This window comes from Massilia sp. LMS1-1-1.1, from assembly GCF_040815535.1.
In the GTDB taxonomy this organism is placed as follows: Bacteria; Pseudomonadota; Gammaproteobacteria; order Burkholderiales; family Burkholderiaceae_D; genus Janthinobacterium; species Janthinobacterium aestuarii.
Window position 1 is genome coordinate 499,813 of record NZ_JBFPNG010000012.1, and the last position, 14,417, is coordinate 514,229.

13 protein-coding genes are annotated in these 14,417 nt (G+C 63.1%); 8 read left to right on the forward strand and 5 right to left on the reverse strand.

Going from position 1 to position 14,417, the window contains the following annotated elements:
* Positions 1-128: 128 nt before the first annotated feature.
* The 4 genes from MRBLMS1_RS12195 to MRBLMS1_RS12210 all read right to left on the reverse strand — a co-directional run bounded on the left by MRBLMS1_RS12195 (position 129) and on the right by MRBLMS1_RS12210 (position 3,306).
* On the reverse strand, positions 129-836 hold the full coding sequence (locus MRBLMS1_RS12195; RefSeq protein WP_485879566.1) for an anaerobic ribonucleoside-triphosphate reductase activating protein: 708 nt from the start codon (positions 834-836) through the stop codon (positions 129-131).
* The gene (nrdD, locus tag MRBLMS1_RS12200; protein WP_092610345.1) at positions 826-1,026 is read right to left on the reverse strand and encodes an anaerobic ribonucleoside-triphosphate reductase; all 201 of its coding nucleotides are present in this window, start codon (positions 1,024-1,026) and stop codon (positions 826-828) included. The genes MRBLMS1_RS12195 and nrdD overlap by 11 nt, the downstream gene beginning before the upstream one ends.
* Positions 1,023-2,771 (reverse strand): ribonucleoside triphosphate reductase, encoded by a 1,749-nt coding sequence (locus MRBLMS1_RS12205; protein ID WP_485879567.1) that lies wholly within the window; start codon positions 2,769-2,771, stop codon positions 1,023-1,025. The genes nrdD and MRBLMS1_RS12205 overlap by 4 nt, the downstream gene beginning before the upstream one ends.
* Positions 2,772-2,889: 118 nt before the next feature.
* On the reverse strand, positions 2,890-3,306 hold the full coding sequence (locus MRBLMS1_RS12210) for a hypothetical protein (protein WP_456149239.1): 417 nt from the start codon (positions 3,304-3,306) through the stop codon (positions 2,890-2,892).
* Between the two features lie 162 nt (positions 3,307-3,468).
* Between MRBLMS1_RS12210 and ubiU the strand changes: the two genes are divergently transcribed.
* From ubiU to ubiT, 3 genes are all read left to right on the forward strand, one after another.
* Positions 3,469-4,506 (forward strand): ubiquinone anaerobic biosynthesis protein UbiU, encoded by a 1,038-nt coding sequence (gene ubiU / locus MRBLMS1_RS12215; protein ID WP_436835957.1) that lies wholly within the window; start codon positions 3,469-3,471, stop codon positions 4,504-4,506.
* A gap of 127 nt (positions 4,507-4,633) precedes the next feature.
* Entirely contained in the window at positions 4,634-5,536 is a 903-nt protein-coding gene (ubiV, locus tag MRBLMS1_RS12220) for a ubiquinone anaerobic biosynthesis protein UbiV (protein WP_485879568.1), read from the forward strand.
* Between the two features lie 19 nt (positions 5,537-5,555).
* Positions 5,556-6,083 carry a ubiquinone anaerobic biosynthesis accessory factor UbiT gene (ubiT, locus tag MRBLMS1_RS12225; RefSeq protein ID WP_456149241.1) on the forward strand — a complete coding sequence of 176 codons (528 nt, stop codon included), beginning with the start codon at positions 5,556-5,558 and terminating at the stop codon, positions 6,081-6,083.
* A gap of 18 nt (positions 6,084-6,101) precedes the next feature.
* Here the strand turns inward: ubiT and MRBLMS1_RS12230 are convergent, their stop codons facing one another.
* Positions 6,102-6,365 (reverse strand): heavy-metal-associated domain-containing protein, encoded by a 264-nt coding sequence (locus MRBLMS1_RS12230; protein WP_485879569.1) that lies wholly within the window; start codon positions 6,363-6,365, stop codon positions 6,102-6,104.
* Positions 6,366-6,614: 249 nt separating this feature from the next.
* Here MRBLMS1_RS12230 and MRBLMS1_RS12235 point away from each other — a divergent pair, with 249 nt between their 5' ends.
* The 5 genes from MRBLMS1_RS12235 to MRBLMS1_RS12255 all read left to right on the forward strand — a co-directional run bounded on the left by MRBLMS1_RS12235 (position 6,615) and on the right by MRBLMS1_RS12255 (position 14,416).
* Complete coding sequence (locus MRBLMS1_RS12235; protein WP_485879570.1) at positions 6,615-7,484, forward strand: substrate-binding periplasmic protein; 870 nt, start codon at positions 6,615-6,617, stop codon at positions 7,482-7,484.
* 273 nt (positions 7,485-7,757) lie between these two features.
* Complete coding sequence (gene aspT, locus MRBLMS1_RS12240; RefSeq protein WP_485879571.1) at positions 7,758-9,440, forward strand: aspartate-alanine antiporter; 1,683 nt, start codon at positions 7,758-7,760, stop codon at positions 9,438-9,440.
* A 44-nt stretch (positions 9,441-9,484) separates the two neighbouring features.
* Positions 9,485-11,173 (forward strand): aspartate-alanine antiporter, encoded by a 1,689-nt coding sequence (aspT, locus tag MRBLMS1_RS12245; protein WP_485879572.1) that lies wholly within the window; start codon positions 9,485-9,487, stop codon positions 11,171-11,173.
* A 45-nt stretch (positions 11,174-11,218) separates the two neighbouring features.
* Positions 11,219-12,829 carry a bifunctional aspartate transaminase/aspartate 4-decarboxylase gene (locus MRBLMS1_RS12250; RefSeq protein ID WP_070304267.1) on the forward strand — a complete coding sequence of 537 codons (1,611 nt, stop codon included), beginning with the start codon at positions 11,219-11,221 and terminating at the stop codon, positions 12,827-12,829.
* 177 nt (positions 12,830-13,006) lie between these two features.
* Positions 13,007-14,416, forward strand: coding sequence for a TolC family protein (locus MRBLMS1_RS12255; protein ID WP_485879573.1), 1,410 nt, complete (start codon positions 13,007-13,009; stop codon positions 14,414-14,416).
* The last annotated feature ends 1 nt before the right edge of the window (position 14,417 follow it).

Here is a 14,417-nt window from a genome sequence, read left to right on the forward strand (position 1 = left end):
GCGGAGTGAGGAATCTGATGGGCTGCGCATGGCGCGCGGCACAGTTGATACATTACAGTACGCAAGACATTTCAGCGTTGCAGAACGGGGAATTTTGTGAAGCTTTGAGCAATTTTTGGGCCGCAGAATCAACTGCCATGATTACGGAATGTAAATCGCGGAAACATGGCGCCGATTTGCGCCAAAGTCGTCGCCGCCGGATAGCCGTGCAGGGGGCGGCCGGACAGCGCCGCGTCCGCGCAGCCTTCGGCGCGGAACTGCTGCAGCACGTAGTTGTCGACGCCTTTCGCGGCCAGGGTGCTGGCCAGGGCCAGCAACTGCTCGTCCGGCAGCAGGTCGGGGTGGGTGGTGGTACGGCATTCGTAGGCCACGCCGCTGGCGAGGATGGCATCGAGGCAGGCGCGCGCCGGGTCGCCGCTGCCGGCCACGCGGGTCACATGACGATAGTCGGCGAACGGCGCCTTGATGTCGAAGCCGACCCAGTCGACCAGGGGCAGCACTTCCCGCAGGCGCTGCGGATAGATGCAGGCCGTGTGCAGGCCGATGCCGAAGCCCAGCGCCCTGACGTCCTGCATGGCGCGCGCCAGCGCCGGATCCATGCACGCCTCGCCGCCGCTGAAGACGACGGCGTCGACCAGGCCCGTTCTGCGGCGCAGCCAGGTCAGTACGTCCTGCCACGGCATGGCGCCTTCCGGCGTGCGCGCCTGCAAGTGCGGATTGTGGCAATAGCCGCAGCGCCAGGGGCAGCCCTGCACGAACACCACGGCCGCCAGCTTGCCCGGGTAGTCTGTGGCGGAAAAGGGCGTCAGGCCGCCCACTTTCAGTTCAAGCGCCATGGCAGGCGGGCTGGCCCACGCGGGCGCTCGCTTCCGTAAAATACTGGCGCTCGTGGAACTCTCCCTGTTTGCCGATGTTGAACGAGGCGACGGGGCGGTGATAGCCCATTACGCGCGTCCAGATTTCGCAGCGCTGGCGTTCCGTGTCGAGCAGGGTGATGGCGGGAGTGAAGTCGGGACGTGCGTTCATGGCGTTTCCTTGAGTGGGTGAGCGAGATCGGACTGCTTGCGGGCGATCAGTTCCGCGTCGCAGGTGGGACAGAATTCATGTTTGCCGGCCAGGTAGCCGTGGCGCGGGCAGATGGAAAACGTGGGCGTGACAGTGATGTAGGGCAGCGAAAAGCGGCTCAGCGCGCGTTTCACCAATTCGCGGCAGGCGTTGGCGTCGGACAGCGCTTCCGTCATGTACAGGTGCAGCACCGTGCCGCCCGTGTACTTGCGCTGCAGCGCGTCCTGCAATTCCAGCGCTTCGAACGGGTCGTCCGTATGGCCGACAGGCAGCTGCGACGAATTCGTGTAATACGGATTGTCGACCGTGCCCGCCTGCAGGATGGCGGGATAGCGCTTGCGGTCTTCGCGGGCGAAGCGGTAGGTCGTGCCTTCGGCCGGTGTCGCTTCCAGGTTGTACATATGGCCCGTCTCTTCCTGGAATTGCACCATGCGGGCGCGCACGTGGTCGAGCAGGCGCACGGCCAGCGCATGGCCTTCCGGCGCCGTGATGTCGTAAGCGTCGCCGCTGAAGTTGCGGATCATCTCGTTGATGCCGTTCACGCCCAGGGTGGAAAAGTGATTGCGCAGGGTGCCCAGATAGCGTTTCGTGTATGGGAACAGGCCTTGCTGCATCAGTTCCTCGATGGTGCGGCGCTTGATTTCCAGGCTGGTCTTGCCCAGTTCCAGCAGGCGGTCCAGGTCCGCCATCAGCGCTGGCTCGTCGCCGCGCCACAAGTGGCCCAGGCGCGCGCAGTTGATGGTGACCACGCCCAGGGAACCCGTCTGCTCGGCGGAACCGAACAGGCCATTGCCCCGTTTGAGCAGTTCGCGCAAGTCCAGCTGCAAGCGGCAGCACATGGAACGTATCATGTTCGGCTTGAGTTCCGAATTGATGAAATTCTGGAAGTAGGGCAGGCCGTAGCGGGCCGTCATCTCGAACAGGCGTTCCGCGTTGTCGCTGTGCCAGTCGAAATCCTCGGTGATGTTATAGGTGGGGATGGGGAAGGTGAAGACCCGGCCCTTGGCGTCGCCCGCCATCATGATCTCGATATAGGCGCGGTTGATCATGTCCATTTCCGCCTGCAGCTCGCCATAGCTGAAGGCCATCTCCTGGCCTGCGATGACGGGAATCTGCTCGCGCAAGTCGTCCGGGCAGACCCAGTCGAAGGTGAGGTTGGTGAACGGCGTCTGCGTGCCCCAGCGCGATGGCACGTTGAGGTTGAAGATCAGCTCCTGCATGTACTGGCGCACGTCTTCGTAGCGCAGGCTGTCCTTGCGGATGTAGGGCGCCATGTAGGTGTCGAAGGAGCTGAACGCCTGCGCGCCGGCCCACTCGTTTTGCAGGGTGCCGAGGAAATTGACGATCTGGCCGATGGCGCTCGACATGTGTTTCGGCGGGCCCGATTCGATCTTGCCCGGCACGCCATTCAAGCCTTCGTGCAGCAGGGTGCGCAGCGACCAGCCGGCGCAATAGCCGGCCAGCATGTCGAGGTCGTGGATGTGCAGCGCCGCTTCGCGGTGCGCCGCGCCCACTTCCGGCGGATACACCTGGTCCAGCCAGTAGTTGGCGATGACCTTGCCCGACACGTTGAGTATCAGGCCGCCCAGCGAGTAGCCCTGGTTGGCGTTGGCGTTGACACGCCAGTCGCGCCGGTCCAGGTATTCATTGATGGACGCGGCGACGTCGACCTGGCCGCGTGTGGGGGAAACTGCATTTTTCGTCATGAAACCTCCAATAAACACAACATGCGGTGTTTTTATGGAGATTAATCACTAAATATAGTGGCGTCAAAGGGCGCGTGCAGTTGCGTGATGAATCCTTGATGCAGGTGAAGAAAGCGCGTCAGCGGCTTTTTTTTGCGCGGCCCAGGCGCGGGATGAAGCAGCTCAGGCCAAAGTACATGGCGCCGCAGACGGCGATGCTGACGACGGAGGCGGGCAGCACGTGCGCCCAGATTTCCCGCGCCGAGAAGGTGCTCCAGCTGGCCACGCGCGCGTCGAACGTGACGTAGTTCGCCAGCAGCCAGTAGACGGCCAGCAGGCCCGTGCAGATGGCGGCCTGGCGCAGCACGGGCATGGCGCGGCGGGCGAAGACGGCTTGCAGGAACAGCAGCAGCACGCCGGCCCAGACGCCCAGCGCCTCGGGCGAGAGCACGGAGAGCGTTTCTTCGACATAGCCGTCGGCGGGCGAAGCCCACTGTATTTGCAGCACGGTGAGGAACAGGGTGAGCAGGAATAGCAGCAGCGGTTTGCGGGGCATGGCGGGCAATCGGTGAGGAAGAAAAGTGGGGCATTTTACAGCCAGGTCAAGCAAGTTGAACGCGCGCCAGCCATGCATGCATTCCTTCACCTGCGTCAAGGACTGGGCGGTAAGGGCGGGGCTATAGTCTGCACCCTGAGCCGCTACAGGACTGTGAACACCATGATGCTTGAATCAACCACCGCCACCCGCGTGGCCGGACCGCTGGAACTGGTCTGCCCCGCCGGCAGCCTGCCTGCCTTGAAAGCGGCCGTCGACAATGGCGCCGACACCGTGTACCTCGGTTTTCGCGACGCCACCAATGCGCGCAATTTCGCCGGCCTCAATTTCGACGAGAAGGCCATCGCCGAGGGCGTGCGCTATGCCCACCAATATGGACGCAAGGTGCTGCTGGCGCTGAATACCTATCCGCAGCCGCACAACTGGGCCGTGTGGCGCAGCGCCATCGACCGCGCCGCGCAGGCCGGCATCGACGCCATGATCGTGGCCGATCCGGGCCTGATGGCGTATGCAAGCGAACACCACCCGCAACTGCGTTTGCACCTGTCCGTGCAGGGCTCGGCCACCAACTATGAAGCGATCAATTTTTACCATGAACACTTCGGCATCGCCCGCGCCGTGCTGCCGCGCGTGCTGTCGATGGCGCAGGTGGAGCAACTGATCGCCAAGACGGAAGTCGAGATCGAAGTCTTCGGCTTCGGCAGCCTGTGCGTGATGGTCGAAGGGCGCTGCGCGCTGTCGTCATATGCGACGGGCGAGGCGCCGAACACGCACGGCGTGTGCTCGCCGGCGAAATCCGTGCGCTGGCTGGAAACGCCGAACGGCCTCGAATCGCGCCTGAACGGCGTGCTGATCGACCGCTATGCGCCAGGCGAAAACGCCAGCTATCCGACCCTGTGCAAGGGACGTTTCGAAGTCAACGACGAAGAGTATTACGCGATCGAGGAGCCGGCCAGCCTGAACACGCTGGCGCTGCTGCCGCAGCTGATCGCCATGGGCGTGCGCGCGGTGAAGATCGAAGGACGCCAGCGCAGCCCCGCCTACGTGGCGCAGGTCACGCGCGTGTGGCGCGAAGCGATCGACGCCTGCCGCGAAGGCAATGCGCGCTACGCCGTCAAACCGGCCTGGATGGCGTCCATGGACAAGCTGGCCGAGGGCCAGCAGCACACATTAGGTGCCTACCACCGCTCCTGGAAATAGCAAAACCTGCTGCGCGTCACGGGGCGCGGCCTGCGATGCTCGCTGTGCTCTGGCACAGCTGCGTTTCTCGGCCTCGCCGCAGGCCGCTCGCTACAGTTTTGTCAACTTTAAAAATACTGGAAAAGGCATGTTAAAACTCTCTTTGGGCCCCTTGCTCTACTACTGGCCGCGCGCCACCGTTTTCGAGTTTTACCAGCAGATCGCGACCACGGCCGTCGATATCGTCTACCTGGGCGAAACCGTCTGCTCGCGCCGGCACGAGGTGCGCCTGGCCGACTGGCTCGATATCGCCGACATGCTGGCCGCCGCCGGCAAGGAAGTGGTGCTGTCGACGCAGGCGCTGATCGAGGCGGGCGCGGAACTGGCGACCCTGCGCCGCATCACGGGCAATGGCCGCTACGGCGTCGAGGCCAACGACATGGGCGCCGTGCACTGCATGGAAAAGGGCACGTCCTTCGTCGCCGGCCCCCATCTGAACCTGTTCAATGGCCCCAGCTTGCAACTGCTGGCGCGCCTGGGCGCGCGGCGCTGGGTAATGCCGCTGGAAATGGGACAGACGGCGCTGGCCGAGATGCAGCGCCAGAAACCGGAAGGGCTGGAGACGGAGGTATTTGCCTACGGCCGCATGCCGCTGGCGTTTTCCGCGCGTTGCTTCACGGCGCGCAACCGCAACCTGCCGAAGGACGATTGCGGCTACAGCTGCCTGGAAGAGCCGGACGGCCTGCTGCTGCGCACGCGCGATGAAGTGCCGTTCCTCGTGTTGAATGGCACGCAGACGCAGTCGGCACTCGTCTACAACCTGGTGCGCGAACTCGACGCCATGCGCGACATGGGCGTGTCCGTGGCGCGCATCAGCCCGCAAGCCATGCATACGGAACAAGTCATCGCCATCTTCGACCGCGCCCGCCGCGGCCAGGTCAGCGGCATCGGCGCCCAGGCCCAGCTGGCGGCTTGCCAGCCGGCCGGCGCTTGCGACGGCTACTGGCACGGCCAGCCCGGCATGGAACAGCACCAGCACGCCGCCCATTGAACGCATCGAAAGGAAGCACATGCAAGACCAACTGGAAAGATTGCCCGTCCCCGCCAAACCCGGCACGAGCAAGCCCGCCGCGTCATACCGGCTGCCCGAACCGCTGGCCGAATTGCTGTCCAAGCTGCCGCCGTATCCCGCCTCCTGGCTGTTCGTGCAGGGCTTGAACCGCCTGCTGGCGCCGCAATTGCCCGACGACGTGCGAAGCAGCCTGGAAGGGCGCAGCCTGCGCCTGCGGTTGCTGGACGCGGGCATCGCCTTCGATTTCGAGTGGCAGGGAACGGTGTTCGTGGCCGAGCGCTATGTGGACGTGCCGGATCTGTGCATCGCCGCCAGCGTGCATGATTTGATGCTGCTGGCGCGGCGCCAGGAAGATCCGGACACCCTGTTCTTCAGCCGCCGTTTGAGCCTGGAAGGCGATACGGAGCTGGGCTTGCTGTTCAAGAATACGCTCGACGCCATCGAGCTGCCGCCGTTCGACCTGCAGGCGCTGGGACCGCGCCGCGTGCTGGCGCATTTGCGCGACCGGGGCGCGCGGGGAGGGTAAGTTGGAAGCTGGCGGGCTTCAATGACGGCAGTGGCCGCAGGCGCCGCTGCACGAGGCCAGCTGTACTTCATCCGTCGCTTCGCCCATGAAGCCGGCGTCGTTGACGGCGGCCAGCAGGCGTTCCTGCGTGGCCAGGCGTTCGTCGAATTGCACCTTGGCGCCGTGGCGCGCCAGCGAGACGCAGACGGTCGCCACGCCCGTGACGGCTTCAAGCGCGCCCGTCAGCCTGTCGGCGCAGCCTTCGTGATCCATTCCAATGATATTCAAGCGCGCTGTCTGCATGGGTTCCTCTTGTTTTTCAGATAAAAAAAGAGCGTAGGCGAGGGGCAAGCATGCCGTCCAGAGCCGCACGCAAGATTTATTTTCTATTTGCGGTTTTATTGATCTGGATTAATTTCAACCGCTGCTGGCCAGCCTGAAAGTGCTGTTGTTTTATACACAGTTGCCGTATTCCAGTCGACAAGCGTACTCTGCTGCGCGATACTGTCATTCTGATAAGAACGCTGATGAAAGCGCTGGAAAGGAGGGGCCATGCAGCGCCGCCCCCTGCTCAAGCTTGCCGCCCTGTGGCCGTTGGGCGCTGCCGCCGCCGGCAAGTCGTCGCCGCTGCCGCTCGTGTATCCGCGCCACCAGGCGATCGATGATCCGCAGCAAGGCTATGTGACGGCCCTGCTGCTGCAGGCGCTGGCCCGTTCGGGCCAGGCCTATGCCTTGCGCCGCTCCGCGCTGCGCATGGTGCAGACGCGCGCCATGCAGGAGATCGCCACGGCGTCGGGCAGCGTCGACGTCGTCTGGACGATGACGAGCCGCGCGCGCGAAACGCAATTGCTGCCGGTGCGCATCCCCATCGACCGCGGCCTGATCGGCTGGCGAGTGGCCCTGATCCGGGCGCGCCAGCGGCAGCTGCTGCGCGACGTGCGCAGCATCGCCGCCCTGGCGCGGCTGTCGGCCGGCCAGATGAGCGACTGGCCCGATTCCGCCATCCTGCAGGCGAACGGCTTGCGCCTCAATACCTCGAGCACCTATGAAGGCCTGTTCCAGCAACTGGCGGCGGGGCGCATCGATTACTTTCCCCGTTCCGTGATCGAGGCGCAAAGCGAGCTGGCCAGCCATGCGCAATTGCCGCTGGCGCTCGATACTCACCTAGTCATCCGCTACCCGGCCGCGCTGTACTTTTTTGTCGGCAAGCACCGGCCGGAACTGGCGCGCCATATTGAAATCGGGCTGGAGAAAATGCTGGCCGATGGCAGTTTCGCGCAGCTGTTCCAGCGCCATTTCGGCCGCTTCGCCGATGGTTTGAAATTGTCCCGGCGCCACGTGCTGGAGCTGGTCAATCCGGACCTGCCCGAAGAGACGCCTCTGGCGCGCAAAGCACTTTGGTATCGTCCAAAACATTACTAATAGTTTTATTGATCAGTGTCAAACAGGCGCTTCAATCGTGCGCATGATGTTTGATGAAACGCAAAGCGAGTTCAACAGAACACCTGTTGACACTTATAAAATTTTCGCCGAACATAATTCCACGTTGCAACACTTTTGCAATACGTTCCCAGCACAAGCGGTGATACGCCGGTGCCGTGCCGGATCCGTGCGCCCGTTCAACAGCCAGCTGCCGCCAGCCGCCGAACGCTCTGTTCCCTTGTAACCATCCGTTATCTTTTCGAAGGTTTGCCCATGCTCGAGTCGATCACGTCGGTATTGCACCAGGTGCCGGAACTGGCCCTGTTCCTGGCGCTGGCGCTCGGTTACGGGGTAGGGCAGATACGCTTCGGTCCCATCCAGCTGGGCGGCGTGTGCGGCACCCTGATCGCCGCGCTGCTGATCGGCCAGCTGGGCATCACCCTGGACGCCAGCGTCAAGAATGTCTTCTTCATGCTGTTCATCTTTGCCCTCGGCTATGCGGGCGGTCCCCAGTTCTTTGCCAACCTCAACGCCAAGGGTTTGCGCCTGGGCTTGTTGTGCCTGATCGAAGTGGTGGTGGTGCTGGCGCTGGTGCTGCTGGCCACGCGTTTCCTGGGCCTGGACCAGGGCACGGCGGCTGGCATGATGGCGGGCGCGGCGACGGAATCGGCCGTCGTCGGCACGGCCACGGACGCCATCTCGAAGCTGGCGCTGCCGGCTGCCCGCATCGCCGAGCTGCAGGCCAACGTGGTCACCGCGTATTCGATCACGTATATCTTCGGCCTGATCGCCATCGTCATCGTCACCAGCCAGATTTTTCCACTGCTGCTGCGCGTCAATTTGCGCGAGGAAGCCGATAAATTGTGGGAAAAGATGGGCGGCGCGCAGACCGATGGCGACGGCGTGCAGGCGACGCCGGAAATGGTGGGCCGCGCGTACCGCATCAGCCGCGGCGCGGGACGCCGTCTCGACGCCTTGCAGCATATTTTCGCGGGCCGCGCCAGCATCACGCGCGTGCGCCGGCATGGCAAGGTATTGGCTCTGGAGCCCGAGCTGCGCCTGCGCAACAACGACGAAGTGCTGGTGATCGGCCACCGTCCCGCGCTGGTGGCGGCCGAAGCCATCCTGGGCGAGGAATTTGCCGACACGACGGGCTTGAACATGGCGGTCTCCGCCGTCGAAGTGGTGCTGCAGAAAGCATCGCTCGTGGGCCAGCCGCTGCGCCAGCTGGACTTGCCTTCGGGCGTGCACGTGGCGGCCGTCGTCCGTGGCGAGCACAGCATGCCGCCGCTGCCCGACCTGGCATTGCAGCGTGACGACGTGCTGCGCCTGTATGGCACGACGGAAGGGCGCGAACTGAACACGGCGCTGGCCGCCATCGGCAAGCGCGTGCCCACGGGCGACCGCAGCAATATCGTCTACGCCAGCATCGGCATCGTGCTCGGCGTGTATATCGGCGGCTTCAGTGCCAAGCTGGGCGGCATCCCGTTTTCGCTGGGCACGGGCGGCGGCGCCTTGCTGACGGGCCTCGTGTTCGGCTGGTACCAGGCGCGCAAACCGGGCATGCCGGGCATCCACCCCAGCGCGCTCGACATGATGAAGGATATCGGCCTGGCCACCTTCATCGCCTGCGTGGGCCTGGCGTCGGGGCCGCAGGCGATCGATCTGATCCGCCAGTACGGCCTGTCGCTGCCGCTGATGGGCGTGCTGATCGCCGTCATCCCCGCTTCGCTGTCGCTGCTGGTGGGCCACTTTTTCCTCAAGCTGGAAGCGCCCGTGCTGCTGGGCGCCATCGCCGGCCAGCAGTGCAGCACGCCGGCCCTGTCCGCCGTGCAGAACGCGGCCGGCAATTCCACGCCCTTGCTGGGCTACACGATTACCTATGCCATTTCGAACGTGGTGCTGCCCCTGTTGGGGCCGCTGATCGTGGCCCTGGCCGGCTCGGTGCACGCATGAGGCAGATGCAGTAAAGAATTCCTTCAACATGAAAGGCGGTCCGCATGGAATGGTTGCATGAGTTATTCAAGAAGTCGCCTGAAATTGCCTTGTTTCTCTCCCTGGCAGTGGGTTACTACATCGGCAAGATCAAGTTCGGCTCGTTTCAGCTGGGCGGGGTAGCCGGTTCATTGCTGGTGGCGGTACTCGTCAGCCAGGTGGGCGTCGCCATCGATCCTGGCGTCAAGTCGGTGCTGTTTGCGCTGTTCATTTATGCGGTCGGCTATGAAAGCGGACCGCAGTTCTTCAATTCCCTGGGGCGCCAGTCCGTGCGCGAAATCATCCTGGCCGTCGTGCTGGCCGTGACGGCGCTGCTGACGGTAGTCATCCTGGCCAAGATGTTCGACCTGGACAAGGGCCTGGCGGCCGGCGTGGCGGCGGGCGGTTTGACGCAGTCGGCCATCATCGGCACGGCCGGCGACGCGATCACCAAGCTGGGCCTGGCGGCCGACGAAGTGGCGCGCTTGCAGGGCAATGTGGCCGTCGGCTATGCCGTCACCTATGTGTTCGGCTCGTTTGGCGCCATCATCGTTTGCGTCAACATCTTGCCGAAACTCATGGGCCGCACCATCCGCGAAGATGCGATCAAGGCGGAAACGGCGCTGCAGGCGGGCGTGCAAGTACTGGGGCCGGGCCAGACGCCGGCCGCACCGGACTTGATCGGCCGCATCTATGAAGTGGGCCCCGGTGCCGGGCGTTCCGTGGAGGAGATCGAAAGCGCCCATCCGAACATGGCCATTACCATCGAGCGCGTGAAACGCAATGGCCAGATCATCGACGTCAGCCCGGACCTGGTGCTGGCGGCCGACGATATCGTGCTGCTGGTGGGCCGGCGCGAAGCCATGCTCAGCGTCTCTTCCCAGCTGGGCAAGGAATTGCTTGCCGTCGAAGGCATGGAACTGGTGATGCAGCGCCGCGACATGGTGCTGACCAACAAGGCTTACCACAACAAGACGGTGGGCGAAATCCGCAGCGCGACGGCGCCAGGCGTGCGTCACGGCATCTTTGTCGTGCAGCTGAGCCGCATGGGCAAGATTCTGCCCATGCAGGCGGAAACCGTCGTGCAGACGGGCGACGTGGTGACCATCTATGGCGCCGAGCAGGACGTCAAGCGCGTGGCGGCCGAAGTGGGCTACATGATCGTGCCGAGCGCCAAGACGGACTTCGTCTACATGGGCGCCGGCCTCGTCGTCGGCCTGCTCGTGGGCTTGCTGGTGGCGCGTATCGGCTCGATTCCGCTGACCCTGGGCAGCGGCGGCGGCGTGCTGCTGTCGGGCCTGGTATTCGGCTGGTTCCGCGCCAAGCGCCAGACGTTCGGCTACATGCCCAGCGGCGCCGTGCAAATCCTCAAGGATCTGGGCTTGGCCGGCTTCGTTGCCGTCGTCGGCCTCACGTCCGGCCTGCAAGCCGTGCAAACCGTGCGCGAACATGGCCTGACACTGTTCGGCGTCGGCGTGGTGGTCACCATCCTGCCGATGATTTTGACCATGCTGATCGGGCGCTACATCTTGCGTTATGACAACGTGGCCGTGTTCGCGGGCGCCTTGTCCGGCTCGCGCAGCGCCAATCCTGCGTTCGGCGAAGTGCTGAACGCGGCGCAAAACTCGATTCCCACCGTACCGTTTGCCATCACGTATGCCTTGGCCAACGTTTTCCTGACTTTGCTGGGGCCGCTCATCGTGGCCTTCGTTTGAGTCTGCAAGAACCCTGCACATTGTCTGTCTAAAGGAGTAGCAAAAATGGATTTCAGTAACCCAAGCAAACTCGCCCTGTTGAGCCCATTCGAATTGAAAGATGCGCTGATCCAGACGGCCAAACAAAGCAACCGTTTGATGCTCAATGCGGGCCGCGGCAACCCGAATTTCCTGGCCACCACGCCGCGCCACGGCTTCTTCCAGTTCGGCCAGTTCGCCATGACGGAAGCGGAACGTTCCTATGTGTACATGGACGACGTGGGCGGTTTCCCCACGCGCGACGGCATCGAGGCGCGCTTTGAAATCTTCGTGCGCAAGCATGAAGGCAACCCTGGCGTGCATTTCATCGAGGCGGCCGTGTCGTACGTGCGCGACCAGCTGGGCTTGAGCGCGGGCGACTTCCTCTACGAGATGTGCGAAGCCATCCTCGGCTGCAACTATCCCGTGCCGGACCGCATGCTGCGCCTGTCCGAGAAAATCGTCGGCCAGTATATCCACCGCGAAATGGTGGGCGACCATCCCTTCGTCGGCAACTTCGACATGTACGCGGTCGAAGGCGGCACGGCCGCCATGACGTATCTGTTCGCCAGCCTGAAATCGAACCACATCATCCAGGAAGGCGACACGATCGCCCTGGGCATGCCGATCTTTACGCCGTACATCGAAATTCCCCAGCTGAATGATTACAAGCTGAACACCGTGCACATCGATGCGCCGCAATCGAACAACTGGCAATTCACGAAGAAGGAACTGGACAAGCTGCTGGACCCGAAAGTGAAAGCTTTCTTCCTCGTCAACCCCAGCAATCCGCCATCCGTCAAGATTGATGACGACACCCTGGAATACATCGCCAAGATCATCAAGAAGCGCCCGGACCTGATCATTTTGACCGATGACGTGTATGGCACTTTTGCCGACAATTTCGTCTCGCTGTTCGCCATCTGCCCGTTCAACACCATCCTCGTGTATTCGTTCTCGAAATACTTCGGCGCGACGGGCTGGCGCATGGGCGTGGTGGCCACGCATGAAGACAATGTGCTCGACGCCAAGATTGCCAAGTTGCCGGAAACTATCAAGAAGCAGCTCGATGCGCGCTATCACTCGATCACGACGGAGCCGCGCGCGCTGAAATTCATCGATCGCCTGGTGGCCGACAGCCGCACCGTGGCGCTGAACCACACGGCCGGCCTGTCCACGCCGGTGCAGGCGCAGATGACCTTGTTCTCCCTGTTCTCGCTGATGGATGAAGAGCAAAAGTACAAGCAGTCGATGAAGCGTATCGTGCTGCGCCGCAAGGAAGCGCTGTACCGCGAGCTGGGCTTGCCGATGGTGCACGACGCCAATTCCGTGCGCTACTACCACTTGCTGGACATGGAATCGCTGGCCGCGCAGATGCATGGCGTGGAATTTTCGCAGTGGCTGCTGAAAAAACTGAAACCCAACGAAGCGCTGTTCCGTCTGGCCGAGGAAACGGGCGTCATCCTGCTGCCGGGCCGCGGCTTCGGCACGACGCACCCGTCCGGCCGCGTATCGCTGGCCAACCTGAACGAATACGACTACGCCAACATTGGCCGCGCCATCCGCAACATGGCGTCCGAGTTCTTTGCCGTGTTTGAAAAGGAAAAAGAGAAGGGCGGCAAAAAGGCCAAGAAATAACTAGCTTGGTAGAGGCTTGACCGCAACGGGTGCCCCGCAAGAGGCGCCCGTTTTTATATGCCAGTCCCGGTAACCAATAGTGCAGGCTGGAATGGACATCCGTAGATATAATTGCTATTGTGAAAGTATAAACATGGCAACCCCGTGCTTTCCCCTCATTCATTGACTGGACGCTACATGGGCAGATTGCAAGGACACTTATCATTATTGCTGGCGGGCGCGCTGGGCGCGGCCATGCCCGCCCAGGCGGAACCGCTGACCTTTAACGAAGCGCTGCAGCAAGCGGCCAGGGCTTCGGGCGCCGTGCAGGGCGCCGCGCTCGACGTGCGCGCAAAAACACTGAAGGCGGAAGCCTTGTCGAATATCGATGGTCCTTCCGTCGACTTGACGGCGTTTCGCGGCCGTTTGTCGACGGACTTGAATATCGATACGAGCGGCCTGGCCGGCGTGGTGGGCGGCATCGAATCCGTGCTGCCGCCGATTCCCGGCTTGCCCACGCCGCACATTCCCAATTCCCTGAACCGCGAAGTGGTAACGGACCTGACGTCGTTCGGCTTGCTGGGCATGTGGCCCATCTACACGGGCGGGCGCCTGGACGCCGTCAAGGGCCTCGCATCGAGCCTGACCCTGGCCGCGCAGGCCGAGCGCACGGAAGCGGAAGAGCAGCTGGCCACCCTGGTGGCGCAGCGCTATTTCCAGTTGCTGCTGGCAAAAAGAGTGGTGGCCGTACGGGCCGAAGTGACGGCCGGCGTGACGCAGCACCAGCGCGACGCGGCCAGGCTGGAAAAGGGCGGCCTGATTTCACGGGCAGAACGCCTGCGCGCCGACGTGGCCCTGGACAGCGCCCGCAGCGACGAAGCGCAGGCGCGCAGCGACGAGGAAATCGCCCAGGTGGCGCTCGACCGCTTGCTTGCCGTCAATACACAAGTGCTGCCCAGCACGCCGCTGTTCGTCAACAGCTTGCCCGTCGGCACCTTGCAATCGTTTATCAGCACGGGCATGCGCGAAAACGCGAACTGGAAAAAGATCGACAGCAAGCGCGTGCAGGCCGAGCAAGCGTTGAAGCTGCATGGCAAGGAATACGCACCCACCGTGTTTGCCATCGGTAACTACAACTTAAATCGCGGCAACGAAAAGCTCGTGCGCTCGAACTGGGCCATCGGCCTGGTCGTGTCCGTGCCGCTCGTGCACCGTATCAATACGGGCAAGATGATCGCCGCCGCCAAGCTGGACCAGGAGCGGGTGGAAGTGGTGGCGCGCCAGGCCGAGCGCGACATTCCCACCCTGATCGAGAAGAACTGGCGCGCGCTGGAAAACGCCCGCATCCAGTATTTGTCAACGGCCTCGTCGGTTGAACTGGCGCGCGAAAATATCCGCTTGCAAACGGTGGCTTTCCAGCAAGGGCAAGTGACGTCGCTGGAAGTGGTCGACGCGCGCCTGAACCTGGCCAAGGTCGAGACCCAGCGCGCGCAGACGGCTTATAACTATGTGATGGGGCTGGCGCAATTGCTGGAAGCGACGGGCGAAACGCAACGCCTGGGCAGCCTGGCCGCCGCGGCCGATATCCAATTACCTGTGGACAAATAAT